Origin of the sequence: Nocardia nepalensis (assembly GCF_048910785.1) — a bacterium.
Taxonomy (GTDB): Bacteria; Actinomycetota; Actinomycetes; order Mycobacteriales; family Mycobacteriaceae; genus Nocardia; species Nocardia nepalensis.
Map to the genome: position 1 here is coordinate 189068 of NZ_JBKBET010000021.1, position 14386 is coordinate 203453.

Sequence of the window (14386 nt, forward strand, 5' to 3'; positions counted from 1 at the left end):
GTCCGGAATTCGACTACGCCCCCGGCACCCGGTCCAGGAAACCGTGCACACCGAGGATGCGACCGTCCGCGGCCAGCGTGATCACATCGGTCCCGGCGACCGGCGCGCTCCCGTCGGCCACCGACACCAGCTCCCAGGAGAAGCGGGCGGTGTCGTGGTGGCCGTCCACCGCGCCGAGCTGACGGAATTCGAAGCCGGGGAACTGTTGGTGCACTCCCCCGATGGCGGCGCTCAGCTGGTCGTGCCCGGCGACATCGGCGAGCGGATCGGTGTAGAAGCCGTCCTCGTGCCAGGCCGCGGCCACCGCCTTCGCGCGCACATCGTCATCGGTGGCATTCCACGCCGTGAAGTACCGTTCGACCGCGTCCTCATACTGCGACATAGCGAATCATCCTCTGCTGGAAGGTATTTCGGTCATCCGCCAGTGTTTCCGAGCGGATACCTCAACCTTGCCCGCTGCCGATCACGGAGTCGATTACGCGCGAGGTAAGGATTACCGGGCGAACCACCGCGGCCATTGGTAGCCGCGCATCCAGACCGTGTCCCCGGAGACCACGATGAGGTCGCAGACCTCGGTGACCGCACGCCGCGACGCCCAGATGTGCTCCCTGCTCGGCACGATCACCGCACACGCGCCACAGCGCGCGATCGCCGCGAGCAGCCGCACGACCGGGTCACCCTGCGGACCCACCGTCATCGGGACCAGGGCGTAGCCCAGCCGGGCCGCACAGGTGCGGATGCGCCGCACCTCGTGATCCACCACCGAACCCGAAATATCCCACCGCACGAACCCGATCGCCCATGGTTTTGTCGCCACCCTGTTGCCAAGTGCTCCCATTTCGCTTCGCACCGGCTCGACAACCTCACATGACTCGGACCCGCTCATATCGCACACATCCTGTCTGCCGGCCCCCAATGCAACGGTAGGAAACCGGACGTGCCAGACACCATGGTTTTGCGAAGATTTGCGGAAGTTGTTGACCCTCATGGCGCTGACCGGCGACGATTATGCGCAGCCAGCGCAATTCTCACGCGAGACGAGGCCACTCTGATGCGTATACAACTGCTCGGCGGACCTACCAACAACACCGGCTCACCACGGCTCTGGATCGACGAGGATCGACATCTGTACCTGGTCCAGGGCTACCGGGTGGCCCATCACGCCAACCGCGTCGAGATACCCCATATGTTGCTGGGCTGGCTACAGCCGGGCACCTATATCGGCGCTCCCCTATACGATTCCGGGCACGGATCCTTCACTCTCGCCGGGCAACCGGTCACCGATCCGGATGCCTTGGCGCACATGCGGATTCCCGATCATGAAACCGCGATAGCGGTCCCGGTCGGACAGAGTCCGTGGGAATGGTAATCCAATGCTGTTCTTCACCATCGAGGAAACCAATGCACTCATTCGCGAGACCCGCAGCGATGCTTTCCATCTCGAAGTATCCGATGATCACTCCAAGGTCTCCGACGAGACCGAGCCGATGCGCCGGGTGCTGGCGGGGCTGCCGCCCTTCGAGCAAGAGTCCTATCCGCCGTCATGGCGGGCCTGGGAGGAACTCACCAGCGAGGTCGCCGGACGCGGCGTGCCGATCCGGCGCGTACGGGTAGTGTCGGAGCCGCTCACCGACTACGTTCGATTCCTGCACGCACTCACCGACCGAAATCAGCGCTATGGCGAGGATATTCGCTGGCTGCCGCGACATCTCGCCGATCCTTCGGAGTACACCGACGACGAATGGTGGCTGCTGGACGAGACGGTCGCCTTTACGATTTTCACCAAGTCCGGCGATCTTGCGGGCGCCGCGGTAACCACCGACCCTGTCCTGGTGGCACGATGCACGACAGTACGAGATATCCTGTGGAACAAAGCAATTCCGCACCACGACTACATGCCCGGCGGGCGGAGTGGATGACCGGTGTCGAACAGTCCCGGCAAGCCTTCGGGGCACGATTACGTGAAATGCGCAAGGCTGCACATCTGACCGGTGTGCAGCTCGCCGCCAACGCGGGCTGGCATTCGGCGAAGGTGTCGCGCATCGAACACGGCAAGCAGACGCCCAGCGATAACGACCTCGCGGAGTGGTGCCGGTTGTGCCGCGCCGAGCTGCTGCTGCCGGATCTACGTGCGGCGCTGGCGAATATCGAGGCGCTCTGGCAGGAGTGGCGGCGCATCGCCGCGACCGGACATGCCCAGCAGCAGCGCCGCCGCATCGAATTGGAGGCGCGCGCCGGCACGATCCGCAACTACGAGAACGCGGTGATCCCCGGTCTGTTGCAGACCGAACCCTATGCCAGGGCGGTCCTGGAGACCTGCATCGACTTCGTCGGCGGCATCGACGATATCGACCGCGCGGTGACGGCACGCATTGCCCGCCAGCGGATTCTGCACCATGGCACCCATCGCATCAGCATCCTGCTGGCCGAACAAACGCTCTACACCACCGTCGGCGGCGACGATGTGATGACCGGTCAGCTGGAACGGCTTCTCGACCTGATGCCACTGCCACGCCTGGGCCTCGGCATCATTCCGCGTACGGCGAATTTCCTCTACACCACCACCTGTTTCGTGCTGCTCGACAAACGCGTCGCCGAGGTGGAGACGATCTCGGCGGGTCTGACCATCACCCAACCCCGGGAGCTCGCGTACTACGAGAAGACCTGGGCGGCGCTGCACCGGCAGGCGCGTTATGGCGATGCCGCCCGTGCCTTGATCACCGACGCGCTGAAGCAGCGATAACGCATCTACAGTGCCGCACGGAGCTTCGCCGCATTCTCGTAATCGCGCTGCCATTGCGGGCCCGTCGGGGCGAGGATGACGCGCTCGACTCCGACATCCCGGTGCGCGGCGAGCAGGTCGGCGGCCGCCGCGTGATCTTCGGGCAGCGCTGGCGCGACAACGGTGACCACGGGCACCGGCCGGTCGAATTGCGCGGCGAGCGTGCGTAATTCGTCGATATCGGCCGCCAGTTGGTCGAGGCCCGGCTGCAAGGTGATCCAGCCGTCGGCGTACTGGGCCGCCCGCCGCCGTGCCCGAGTCCCGTTGCCCGCCACCAGGACAGGTGGCATAGCCGATCCCGGCGCCAAACTCACGTCCACGCCGTTGACCGTGGCGATTGATCCGGTGACGAGATCGGGCAGCACCCGCAAGGCCTCATCGGTGCGGCGGCCGCGATCCTCGAAGGCCATACCGGCCGCGCGCCAGCCGATATCGCCGTGCGCCGGATTCCCGGTGCCGACGCCGAGCAGCAACCGGTTGCCCGAAACGTACTGCAGCGTGCTGATCTGCTTGGCCGCCCAGGCCACCGGGCGCAGCGCGAGCAGCATGACGTTGTAGCCGATCCGGATCTGGTCGGTGACGGCCGCCGCCGTCGCGAGCGTCACGGTGCTGTCGAGCATGGGCGCACTCGCCACGAGATGGTCTGTGGACCAGACCGATTCGAGTCCGAGTTGTTCGGCGAGCCGAGCACTGGCCCGCACATCGCCGAGGATCGGCCGCGTGGGATCGGGGGTGGAGGTCGGGAGGATAACGCCGAGGTCGAAGGTCATGAGCCCAACATTAGGCATCGGAGGTGAGCGTTCCAATGGCCCGATCGCTCACCCCGATGTCCCGAACGCTCACTCCGAAGCGGCTGCCTGCTCGGCGGGCTTGCGGTGCAATCCCTTTCGGTCGTAGTACAGGGTCACCGCGGCGCCGACGGCCAGGCCGATACCCAACCCGAGCACCGCCATCCAGCTGCCGCGCGCGGCCCCGGCGTCGCCGTTGGCATTGAAGTACAGGATCGCGCGCACCCCGAGGAATACCTGATGCATCGGTTCGAAGGTGGCCAGCCACGCGAAATAGGTCGGCGTCGCCTCGATCGGCACGCTGCCGCCCGATGAGGGCAGGCCGAGCACGATGAACAGGATCAGATTGACCAGCAAACCCGCGGTGCCGAGCGCGGCGAGCACCGCCAGCGCGGTAACCCCGACCGCGATGATCGCGAGCACGCAGTAGAGGAACAGCGCGAGCGGATGGTCGAGCGGCACATCCAATGCCGCTGCGACGCCGAGGAATACCGCGGAGACGATGGGCGCGGTGACGATCAGGATCGCCCACTTCAGCAGCAGCGTGCGGAACCGGGAGATCGGAGCGGTCGGGTAGTGCACGTACCACGGCCCGTATTCGGTCGGTGCGAAGCCGAGCGCGGAGTCGGTCATCGAGTGGATGATCATCGCACCGGTGAAACCGGCGAGCAGCACCATCAGCGTGTAGAAGAACGCGGACAGCCCCTGTCCGGTGCCGTCGGGCAGCGGCCGATACGGTGCGACCACCACCTGGATCGGATGGGCCAGCATCAATTGACTGGCTCCGGCCAGTTCGGGCGCCGCGCCGCCCCCCGCGGGTCGCAGCTGGGCCTGCACGGTGTCGGTGAGTTGTTTGCCGACGGTCTCGTCGACGCGACTCAGCGCCTGCTCGGCGACGCGCTGCATGACCCCGGTGGCGAAACTGCCCGCGCGCGGGTTCGTATGCACGGTGATGATCGGCTGTTCGACCTTGCCGGGCACCACCCCGGCCGCGCCGAGAATGGCCAGCCGCTTGGTGAAGTCACTGGGAATGACGATCGCGCCATAGGCCCGGCCCTGGCTCAATTGCCGTTGCGCCTCGGCGAATCCGACGACCTGCAGGTCGATCTTGTCGGCGGGCAGGCCCGCGATGAGCGCTTCGGTGATCTGGTTGCCGACATTGGTCGGCTTGCCGCCGAGGGTATCGCCGTCGTCCTGATTGACCAGTGCGACGCGGAAATCGTGCAGATTCTTCGCCGGATTGACCACGTACGCGAGATACATGGTGGCCAGTAGCGACATGAGCAACGTGACCACGGCGATCGGGGCGATCCAGGCCCGTGGCCGCAGATGGCGGGCGGCTGTGTCCTCAGTCGTCATGGGCGCACGGTAATCCGTCGGGGCTGGGTTTCGGTACCGATCGGGCGGGTATCGGCTGCTGGTCACATCGCGATGGCGGAAACCATCACCGAGACCGCGATCACAGCCTCAGCGCACCAGCCCGGATCCGCGCCGACACACTGGCATCATGCGCTCTGTGAACCTTTGTTTCGGAATCCAGCTGGCGCCGACTGCCGACGAACTCCCCCGCATTCGCGCCCTCGCCCGACTCGCGGATCGGGAAGGGCTGGATCTGCTCGGGATTCAGGACCATCCCTACGCCGGTGGACTCGCCGACACGTTCGCGGTCATCGCGACCGTACTCGCCGAGACCGAGCGCCTGCGGGTATTTCCCGACGTGGCAAGCCTGCCGCTGCGCGGTCCGGCGCTGCTCGGCAAGCAGGCGGCGACGCTCGACCTGCTCAGCGGCGGGCGGTTCGAGCTGGCACTGGGAGCCGGGGCCTTTTGGCCCGCCATCAGTGCGATGGGCGGTCCCGCCCGGACGAATCCCGAAGCGCTGCAGGCACTCACGGAGGCGACGCAGATCATCCGGGCGATGTGGGTGCCGGGCGCGAAGGCGACGGTGCAGGGTGCGCATTACGCGGTGAGCGGTGTGCAGTCCGGTCCGGCTCCGGTGCATCCGGTCGGCATCTGGTTCGGCAGTGTCGGGCCGAAGGCAAATGCGCTGACCGGACGGATTGCCGACGGGTGGGCGGCCCCGATCCCGCACTACCTGCCCTACGAGAAATGGCAAGGCGCGCAACAGATCATCTCGGCGAGCGCGATCGACGCGGGACGCGATCCCGGCGATGTCATGCGGATGGCCCAGTTGGTCGGCGATATCACCGAGGCGCCCGGCTCGGTGAGGTTGCGTGGCGAGGAGCCGATTCGCACCGATGCGGCCGGATGGTCGCGCATCCTGGCCGATCTCGCCACCGAGACCGGGTTCGACACGTTCGTGTACTGGCCAGAATCACCGGATGAGACGCAATTGCGCCGGTGGGTCGCGGATGTAGTGCCGCGCGTGCGCGAACTCTGCGCCTGATCTCGGACGGCCGTCGCAGCGCGCGGGCGCGACGGCCTAACGAGTCGGCCCGTCGCTGGCGGCGCGCACCGGTAACCTTGGCACGTACTCGCTGGGCCCGGTTCCAGGAAGGGAGGGACGTGGCCGCATTCCGCACGCGCGGCGTCGGACTGGCCGTGCTCGCGATCGCGGGGCTGACCGGCTGTTCCGGCAATGCCACGCCGGACGCGGGTCCGACCGCCGCACCGACGGCCAACTCCCTGACGAACTGCACACCGCTGACCGATGAGCAGATCGGCCGAGCCGCACAGGCCGACACCCTCACCACCCACCACCGTCCACCGGTCTGCGTCTGGCAGGCGCAGCGCGGCGATGCCGAATCCGACCTGACCTTCACCTACACCGACCGCGAATCGCTGCAGCAGACGTGGCAGCGGGCCGAGAACGATGGGTTCCAGACCGAGCACCTGACGATCACCAGACAGATCTTCGGCGCAACGGTCACCGCGACCGGCTTCTACATCCGCAATCCACACGATCCGGGTGACTGCGCGGTCGCCGCCGCCGATAACGGCACCATCGTCTGGCGGGTCCAAAATCACTCGCACCCCACGACACCGGACCCCTGCGCCATGGCGCTCCAATTGGCAACGCTGACCATCGATCTCGCGCCGTAGTGCCGAGGGGGATCGGCGCGCACATCGCCGTCGGAACACCGAACGAAACCGCCCCGGACCTACGGGATCCGGGGCGGTTCGTTCGACTCCTATTGTGACGGCGGCTGCCAGGGACGACCCTGCGGCCCGGGCCCGTCCGGGTGGTACGGCGGTTGCTGCGGTGGAATCTGCTGCTGCGGCGGCACAACCGGCTGGTGTGCCGACTGTTGCGGCTGCCGGGTCGCCGGAGTCGACAGACCCTCCACCGATGCGCGGGCATCGGCCTCCGCCGCGCGCACCGCCTGTTCGATGGCTGGGTCGCGGGCAGTGTCGAACCAGCCCGCCACATCGGAATCGTCTTCCGGCTTGCTCTCCACCTCGTCGGCCGGGGCCGGCTCGTAACGGAATACGCCGTCCTCGCCCTTGGTGGCGAAGTTCTGTGCGAAGCCCTCGAGCGCCTTGCCGAAATCGCTCGGCACCAGCCACACCTTGTTCGCATCGCCGCGGGCGACCAGCGGCAGGGTCTGCATGTATTGGTAGGCAAGCAGTTCCGGCGTCGGCTTACCGGATTTGATTGCGGCGAAAACCTTTTCGATGGCCTTCGCCTGGCCCTGCGCCTGCAGGTAGGCCGCGGCCCGTTCACCCTGGGCGCGCAGAATCCGGCTCTGCCGTTCACCTTCGGCCGCCAGGATCGAGGACTGCTTGGCACCTTCGGCGGAGAGAATCTGCGCCTGCTTGGCGCCCTCGGCCGTCTTGATCTGCGATTCCCTGGTGCCCTCCGCGGTGAGGATCATGGCGCGCTTCTCGCGGTCGGCCTTCATCTGCTTCTCCATCGACTCCTGGATCGATGGCGGCGGATCGATGCTCTTGAGCTCGACCCGCGCGACGCGCAGACCCCAGCGGCCGGTGGCCTCGTCGAGCACACCGCGCAGCTGGCCGTTGATCTGATCGCGCGAGGTCAACGTCTGCTCCAGGGTCATACCGCCGACCACGTTGCGCAGGGTGGTCACGGTGAGCTGTTCGACGGCCGCGATGTAGTTGCTGATCTCGTACACCGCCGCCTGCGGGCTCGTCACCTGGAAGTACACGACGGTGTCGATGTGCAGGGTCAGGTTGTCCTCGGTGATCACCGGCTGCGGCGGGAAGGACACCACCCGCTCGCGCAGATCCACCTTGGCCCGGATCCGGTCGGCGAATGGCACCAGGAACGTCAATTGGCCCGAAACGGTGCGCGAATATCGGCCCAGTCGCTCGATGACGGCCGCCTCGGCCTGTGGGACGAGGGCGATCGACTTGAAGACCACCACCACGACCAGCAACACCAGCACGACGGCAACGATGAGCACAGCCATTACGGCTCCTTCCAGACGACGGCGGTCGCGCCGTCGATCTTCATGACGTACACCGTGGTTCCCTTCGGATATTCGACCGTCGAATCGAACGGTCGGGCGGTCCACTCCTCGCCACCGATTTTGACCAGACCTCTGTGCTCACCGACCGGTTCCAGCACCAGTGCCTGCTTACCCATCAGCGCGTCGACATTCGTCGGGATCGGCGGCGGAGTTCCGAAGCGCCGCCGCAGAACTGGCCGCACTCCGAGCAGGAACACCAGCGCCAGCACCGCGAACACCACGGCGTCGCCGACCAGCCCGGTATCGGCCACGGCACTGACGCCCGCGGTACCGAGCGCGGCGACGCCCAACATGAGCAGTGTGAGGTCCCCGGTGAGCATCTCCGCTGCCGCGAGCAGTAATCCCGCGACCAGCCAAACGATTGCGGCCACAGCCCCACTGTAGTGGTCCGGCGCACTTCTGTGGTGCGACAAACCCGAGATCAGCGACCGCGGCGGGCCCCAAAGAGCCGCTGAACTACCGGGTGCGGGATGCGGCCCGGCGTCCGCGCCTGGTCAACGAGCTCATCGGCCCTGCCGGTGACGAGTACGACCCGATCGACGCACCCGAGACGCGCCCGGTGAGATCTGTCAGCGGCCGCGGCGCTACCGATAAGCAGTTCGAGCAGCGCTGCCGCGTCGGCTACGAGCGCTATGTCGGGAATGTCAACAGCGATAACGAAGCCGATGTCCGGCAGAAAGTTGCCGCACAGTACGCGCTGCTCGCCAATAGTCGGTGACCGGCACACCAACTCGGTTGCGCCGCAATCCGAAGCGGCGGTGCTAGTTTCGGGCGGGTGAGCGGGCGTGACATCTATGGCGGCGACATCTTCTCCGGACATTCGCGAGCGAAGAAGCGAGCCGTACCGACGGTGACGGCGGAACGCGACCTCGTGGTGGAGGACGCGGCGAGCGGATTCTGCGGTGCCGTGGTCGGATTCGATCGCAGCTACGACGGCGAATTCGTGAAGCTGGAGGATGCGCGTGGTGCGGTGCGGTTGTTCGCGTTGCGCGAGGCGGCATTCCTGATCGACGGTGAACCGGTCACGCTGGTCCGCCCCAAAGCCACGGCGCCCAAGAAGGAAACCCGCTCGGCGTCGGGCTCCACGCGGGTCGAGGGGCTGCGCGCGCAGGTCGCCAAGACCAGCCGGATCTGGGTGGAGGGTGTGCACGATGCCGCGCTGGTGGAGCGGGTTTGGGGGCACGATCTGCGAGTCGAGGGCGTGGTCGTCGAACATCTCGAGGGTTTGAACAATCTGGCCGAACGGCTGACCGGATTCGCACCGGGCCCCGGTCGGCGGGTCGGTGTGCTGGTCGACCACCTGGTCACCGGCTCGAAGGAAACCCAGCTGACCACCGGTCTCGGCAAATATGTGCTGGTCACCGGGCATCCCTACATCGACGTCTGGCAGGCCGTGCGTCCGGCGGCGGTCGGCATCGCGGCATGGCCGCAGGTACCTCGCGGTGAGGACTGGAAGACCGGCGTCTGCCGCGGCCTGGGCTGGGGCACGCCGCAGGAGGGGTGGCGGCGGGTCTACAACGCCGTCGAATCCTTCCGCGATCTGGAATCCCCCCTGATCGGCGCGGTGGAGCGGCTCATCGACTTCGTCACCGAACCGGAGTGACCGGACCGGGGAGATCATCTGCGGGTCCAACCGCTGAAATCAGGTCCCACTACGCGGAATTCGATCCCTGTCCTGACAACCCGGAACCGGCGTCGGCAGGTGCGCTATTCCAGTACCCGCGGTACCGGCCGTCCGATCGATGCGCGCAGCTCACCGGGGTATCCAGCATGGACGCCCCCGCGGCGCAACCCTCCTTTATGCTCGATAATTATGTGCTCTCCTAGTGCCACGCTGACGGTGTGGGCCGGCTCATGGCTGGCCGGTTGCAGCGCGCCCGACGACATCCTGGAGGCGTTGTACGCCTGGGCGCCGCGGCACACCATCGCCGCGGGCGACCCGGCCACCGGCGGCCGCGACGACCTGCCGTGGTCCTCGCGTGACAATCTGTCCGGCACCGGAGTCATGGCGCTGCTCAAGGTGATTCGTGAGGCGATGGCGCAGCCCGGTGCGCAGCTGCGACTGGTGCTGCCGGTGCCCGGCGACGTACGCGGGCTCCCGACCGGAACGGCCTTCGCCGCGGATGCCATCGAGGCGGGCGAGGGGATGTTGTTCGGCGTGCCCGGCAGCGAGGGCACCGGACTGATTCCGCAGTTGGCCGATGACAACACCCTGCAATGGACTGTCTACAGCACGCCGATCCCGGCCGCACCCGGCCCGGATATGTCGCTCGGCGAGGCGGAGTACACGATGCGCGAGGCGGTGCGCGACGCCGCCGACGCCCTGATGCGACTGCACACCACCGCCGTCGGCGCGGCGGCCGACGCCGACCCCCGCGAACTCATCGAAGCCGAACTCGCCGACTACTCCCGCCACGCCTATCCGGACTCGATCCCGTTGCGCGCCAGGCGAATCCTCGACACCGCCGACCACGTCGCCGCCATCCTCACCGTCGCCCAGCGCGAACCGGCCTCCTCCCCCACCTCCGCCACCGCCATCGGCGCCCAGGAAGACCTGCTACGCCCACTATGGGACGCGATCCGCGCGGCCCGGTTGGTGGCGGTGCACGCCGCGGCCCGCGGCAATTCGTAGCGCAACAGCGTTCGACGGTCGTCGAAGGCGGGAGAACATCGCCGTCCTCTGGTTGAATAGGCCGACCGATCGCCTGAATCATCCGGGAGGCGGCATGTTCCGCATACCTCGCATTGCCGCGGCTGTGACCGCCGCACTGATCATCGGTCTCAGCGCACCCGCCGTTCCCGCCACGGCGATCGTGGGCGGCAATACCACCGAGGCTAGCGCCTACCCGTGGCTCGCCGCCGTCGGCAGCCCGTTGTACTTTCCCCGCCCATCCGGGCAGTTCTGCGGCGGTGCGCTCATCGCGCCCGATCGGGTTGTGACAGCGGCGCACTGCGTCGAGTTGGCCCGGCTGCTGCCGCGGGCGATCACCGTCACCTTCGGCCGCAGCGACCTGCGCTCGCACGACGGAGTTACCGTGGGGGTCAAGGAGATTCGCATCCACCCGGATTTCCGGGAAACCGATTTCGAGGGCGAGACCGTGCACCACAATGATCTCGCGATCCTCGTCCTCGACGATCCGAGACCCGGACCATTCCTGGAAATCGCCGCGCCACAGCATGATCCGCGCGCATACGGCGACACCGGCACCATCGTCGGCTGGGGCGCGACCTCTGAGAACGACATCTCGAATACGCTCCTGCGATCCGCCACCGTGCCGATCGTCTCCAACACCACCTGCGCCGCCGCCTATGGCTCTGCCTTCGACCCCGCCGATATGCTCTGCGCCGGATCCCCCGACGCGGATACCGCCGAATACGACAGCGGCGATCCACTTCTCGCCGCGGGCCGCCTGATCGGCCTCACCTCTTGGGGCAAGGGCAGCGCCCGCCCAGGGTTCCCCGGCGTCTACGCCTACGTCACCACCGTGAACTTCTGACCAACCATGGAAATGTCAACTCCCTGATCCCCTACGGCAGATACGAAGAATTACCCGGAGTCGCCCACAATCTGTGGTCGACCGATCCAAGCGTGTGGGTCGACCTCGTCACAAGAACATGCAGCGCGCACACGTGATCATTCGCATCCGGGTGAAAGGAACGCTTTACTTGGTGCCGACTGCCGAACATCGGTTCGAGCGATGCTGGTGCGACTGAAAAACCATCGAGCGCGCAGCCTGAATTCCATTCGCCTGAGCGTCGGCGCGAACGCCGATCGAGGGCTTGTGCTGGCGGGTTGCTGAGGACCGGTATTACGAGGTAGCCGAACATTGCTGCGACACTGCGGGCCGGTCGTATACTCACGTCATGGCGGATGAACCGTCCTCCACGGAATTCCCCGAGGCGCCGGTTCTTGTGGTGCAGACGAGGGATCGCGTCTATCGGCTACGCGCTGGGGCGGCATATAACGTCGGTCGCGACCCGGCGTCCGACATTGTTTTGACCGATCCGCGCGCATCTTCGTTGCACGCCGTTCTGGAGCGGAATGCGGACGGTTGGGAAATCGAGGACGCGGGCAGCCTCAACGGCACCTTTTTCAACGGTCACCGCGTCGCGCGGATGGTGATCGACCATGACGAGACATTCCAGCTCGGTCACGCTGTGGACGGCGAGCAGTTGGCCTGTTCCCTAGAGGGGCAAGAGGGACGACCCGACCACGAGCCCGATGACGATTTCGGAGGCGACACGATGGTCGTCCCCGATCCCGGCTACAACCTCGAGGACGAAGCAACTGTCACCCAGTTCTACCAGGGTCGGACCCGGCGAGTTTCGCGACCGTCACCTTCGGCGACCCACCCCAGCGCGGTCGTCCGGATCACATCGCCCACGCTTCGGATCGGACGTGCGGCCGACAACGACATTGTCGTGAATGACCTCATGCTCTCCCGCCATCACGCCGAGCTGCGCATGATCGGCGACGGCAGGTACCGGATCGTCGACCTCGACAGCCACAATGGCACCTGCGTCAACGGCCACCGGATCGACGCCGCGGACCTATCCGAATCCGATTTGATCGGCATGGGGCACACCACGTTCCGGCTGGTCGGCGACGAGCTGCGCGAGTTCGTCGACACCGGTGACATATCGGTTTCGGTGCAGAGCCTCACCGTGCGGACCCCGGAGGGCAAGGTACTCCTCGACGGGGTGAGCTTCCCCATCCCGCAGCGCGCGCTCGTCGGTGTCATCGGGCCCAGCGGAGCGGGCAAGTCGACATTGCTCGGCGCGGTCACCGGGTTGCGACCGGCAACGGAGGGAACCGTCCGCTACGACGGACGCGACCTGTACACCGATTACGACGAGCTCCGGCACCGCATCGGGCTGGTCCCGCAGGAGGACATCCTGCACAACCAGCTTCCGACCCGGCGCGCGCTGCGCTACGCGGCCGAACTGCGGTTCCCCGGTGACACGCGCGCCGAGGAGCGCGAGCAGCGGGTCGACGAAGTCCTCGACGAGCTCGGTTTGGCGCGGCACGCCGATACCCGCATCGATAGGCTTTCGGGCGGGCAGCGCAAACGGGTGAGCGTCGCACTCGAGTTGCTGACCAAACCGTCGCTTTTGTTCCTCGACGAACCGACCTCCGGCCTCGACCCGGGCCTGGACAAGACGGTCATGGAAATGCTGTCCGAATTGGCGCACGACGGGCGGACCGTCATCGTCGTTACGCACAGCGTGGCGAATCTCGATTCCTGCGACCGCCTGCTGGTTCTGGTGCCCGGCGGTCGGCTGGCCTATTACGGGCCGCCGGCGGAAGGGCTGCAGCAGTTCGCACAGCCCAGCTGGGCCGAGGTGTTCCAGACATTCGACCGCGAGGAAGACCGCGACTGGGCCGGTGAGTTCCGGACTTCGCCACGCTTCGAGAACTACGTGGCGGTCGGGCTGACCGACGAAGTCGGCCCGGAGGAAGTGCGCCCACCGGCGCCGCCGCCCGCGTCGCAGTCCAAGCTCAGCCAGCTCAGCACACTGTGTCGGCGATATCTGGCGGTGATCGCGTCGGACCGAAGCTATTTGGCACTCCTCGGCGTGATGCCCCTGCTTCTCGGCGGCTTGATCGCCGCAGTGCCATCGGGCGAGGGATTCGCCGGGTCGCCGGGATCCAATGTCGATGCCCCGACCAAGCTCATGGTTCTGGTGTTCGCGGCATGCTTCGTCGGCACCGGGAACTCGATTCGCGAAATCGTCAAGGAACAGACGATCTATCGCAGAGAACGCGCGGCGGGCCTGTCGCCAGGGGTCTACCTGATGTCGAAACTGCTGGTCCTGGGCGTGATCACCACCCTTCAGGCGGCGGTGTTGGTGCTGATCGGCACCATCGGTGTGAGTATGCCGCCCAAGGGGCTTTTCACGTCGGTCGAGCTGGAGTTGATCGTGGCGACGGCGCTGCTCGGCATCGCATCGCTGGCTTTGGGTTTGCTGGTGTCGGTATCGGTGAACACCTCGGAGAAGACACTGCCGCTGCTGATTGTGCTGTCGATGGCACAACTGGTGCTCACCGGCGGCCTGGTGCGGCTGCCCGGAACAATTGGCCTGGAGCAACTGGCCTACGTATCGCCGTCCCGTTGGGGGTTCGGCGCGGGAGCCGCCTCCATCGATCTCGACAACCTCTCACCGCACACCGGCGCGGCCGACCCGCTGTGGAAACACACCATCGGCACGTGGCTGCTCGACCTGGGAGTCGTCACCGGGCTAGGGGCCGTCTTCCTCGCGCTGGCCTGGTACCGCCTGTATCAGCTGCGTCCACGGCGCCGCGGCACCCGCCGCGAGAGGCTTTGACGCCCAGTGACGCAGACCAGTGGTGCCGTCGACGTCCA

Annotated in this window: 16 protein-coding genes; 10 read left to right on the forward strand and 6 right to left on the reverse strand. The window is 66.6% G+C overall.

The features are described from left to right. Positions 1 to 13: 13 nt before the first annotated feature. The gene (locus tag ACHQ4I_RS17770) at positions 14 to 382 is read right to left on the reverse strand and encodes a nuclear transport factor 2 family protein (protein WP_420772895.1); all 369 of its coding nucleotides are present in this window, start codon (positions 380 to 382) and stop codon (positions 14 to 16) included. 111 nt (positions 383 to 493) lie between these two features. Then, positions 494 to 817, reverse strand: a complete 324-nt coding sequence (locus ACHQ4I_RS17775) for a hypothetical protein (RefSeq protein ID WP_420772896.1) — start codon at positions 815 to 817, stop codon at positions 494 to 496. Positions 818 to 1051: 234 nt separating this feature from the next. On the opposite strand from ACHQ4I_RS17775, the gene ACHQ4I_RS17780 reads away from it, so the two are divergent. From ACHQ4I_RS17780 to ACHQ4I_RS17790, 3 genes are read left to right on the forward strand one after another with little or no spacing between them, the layout of a single operon-like run. Further along, positions 1052 to 1369 carry a hypothetical protein gene (locus tag ACHQ4I_RS17780; protein ID WP_420772897.1) on the forward strand — a complete coding sequence of 106 codons (318 nt, stop codon included), beginning with the start codon at positions 1052 to 1054 and terminating at the stop codon, positions 1367 to 1369. 4 nt (positions 1370 to 1373) lie between these two features. Continuing rightward, positions 1374 to 1919, forward strand: coding sequence for a DUF6879 family protein (locus ACHQ4I_RS17785; RefSeq protein ID WP_420772898.1), 546 nt, complete (start codon positions 1374 to 1376; stop codon positions 1917 to 1919). Further along, on the forward strand, positions 1916 to 2743 hold the full coding sequence (locus ACHQ4I_RS17790; protein ID WP_420772899.1) for a helix-turn-helix domain-containing protein: 828 nt from the start codon (positions 1916 to 1918) through the stop codon (positions 2741 to 2743). Before ACHQ4I_RS17785 ends, ACHQ4I_RS17790 begins: the two co-directional genes overlap by 4 nt. A gap of 5 nt (positions 2744 to 2748) precedes the next feature. On the opposite strand, the gene ACHQ4I_RS17795 is transcribed toward ACHQ4I_RS17790, so the two are convergent. Continuing rightward, the gene (locus tag ACHQ4I_RS17795) at positions 2749 to 3552 is read right to left on the reverse strand and encodes an LLM class flavin-dependent oxidoreductase (RefSeq protein WP_420772900.1); all 804 of its coding nucleotides are present in this window, start codon (positions 3550 to 3552) and stop codon (positions 2749 to 2751) included. Positions 3553 to 3621: 69 nt separating this feature from the next. Continuing rightward, positions 3622 to 4929 (reverse strand): YhgE/Pip domain-containing protein, encoded by a 1308-nt coding sequence (locus ACHQ4I_RS17800; RefSeq protein WP_420772901.1) that lies wholly within the window; start codon positions 4927 to 4929, stop codon positions 3622 to 3624. A 148-nt stretch (positions 4930 to 5077) separates the two neighbouring features. On the opposite strand from ACHQ4I_RS17800, the gene ACHQ4I_RS17805 reads away from it, so the two are divergent. Together ACHQ4I_RS17805 and ACHQ4I_RS17810 are read left to right on the forward strand one after the other, a co-directional pair. Next, a complete protein-coding gene (locus ACHQ4I_RS17805; protein ID WP_420772902.1) occupies positions 5078 to 5974 on the forward strand; it encodes an LLM class flavin-dependent oxidoreductase in 897 nt (298 codons plus the stop codon). A 119-nt stretch (positions 5975 to 6093) separates the two neighbouring features. Continuing rightward, complete coding sequence (locus tag ACHQ4I_RS17810; protein ID WP_420772903.1) at positions 6094 to 6630, forward strand: DUF3558 family protein; 537 nt, start codon at positions 6094 to 6096, stop codon at positions 6628 to 6630. 89 nt (positions 6631 to 6719) lie between these two features. Here ACHQ4I_RS17810 and ACHQ4I_RS17815 read toward each other — a convergent pair whose 3' ends face one another. Beyond that, positions 6720 to 7961: an SPFH domain-containing protein gene (locus ACHQ4I_RS17815; RefSeq protein ID WP_420772904.1), complete on the reverse strand. Its 1242-nt coding sequence runs from the start codon at positions 7959 to 7961 to the stop codon at positions 6720 to 6722. After that, the gene (locus tag ACHQ4I_RS17820; protein ID WP_420772905.1) at positions 7961 to 8392 is read right to left on the reverse strand and encodes an NfeD family protein; all 432 of its coding nucleotides are present in this window, start codon (positions 8390 to 8392) and stop codon (positions 7961 to 7963) included. The genes ACHQ4I_RS17815 and ACHQ4I_RS17820 overlap by 1 nt, the downstream gene beginning before the upstream one ends. A 92-nt stretch (positions 8393 to 8484) precedes the next feature. Here ACHQ4I_RS17820 and ACHQ4I_RS17825 point away from each other — a divergent pair, with 92 nt between their 5' ends. The 5 genes from ACHQ4I_RS17825 to ACHQ4I_RS17845 all read left to right on the forward strand — a co-directional run bounded on the left by ACHQ4I_RS17825 (position 8485) and on the right by ACHQ4I_RS17845 (position 14348). Continuing rightward, positions 8485 to 8739: a DUF7373 family lipoprotein gene (locus tag ACHQ4I_RS17825; RefSeq protein ID WP_420772906.1), complete on the forward strand. Its 255-nt coding sequence runs from the start codon at positions 8485 to 8487 to the stop codon at positions 8737 to 8739. Positions 8740 to 8796: 57 nt separating this feature from the next. Continuing rightward, positions 8797 to 9624, forward strand: a complete 828-nt coding sequence (locus tag ACHQ4I_RS17830) for a DUF3097 domain-containing protein (RefSeq protein ID WP_420772907.1) — start codon at positions 8797 to 8799, stop codon at positions 9622 to 9624. A 210-nt stretch (positions 9625 to 9834) separates the two neighbouring features. Then, entirely contained in the window at positions 9835 to 10653 is an 819-nt protein-coding gene (locus ACHQ4I_RS17835; RefSeq protein WP_420772908.1) for a hypothetical protein, read from the forward strand. Positions 10654 to 10747: 94 nt separating this feature from the next. After that, positions 10748 to 11518 carry a S1 family peptidase gene (locus ACHQ4I_RS17840; protein ID WP_420772909.1) on the forward strand — a complete coding sequence of 257 codons (771 nt, stop codon included), beginning with the start codon at positions 10748 to 10750 and terminating at the stop codon, positions 11516 to 11518. Positions 11519 to 11885: 367 nt separating this feature from the next. After that, complete coding sequence (locus tag ACHQ4I_RS17845; RefSeq protein ID WP_420772910.1) at positions 11886 to 14348, forward strand: FHA domain-containing protein; 2463 nt, start codon at positions 11886 to 11888, stop codon at positions 14346 to 14348. Positions 14349 to 14386: the final 38 nt, after the last annotated feature.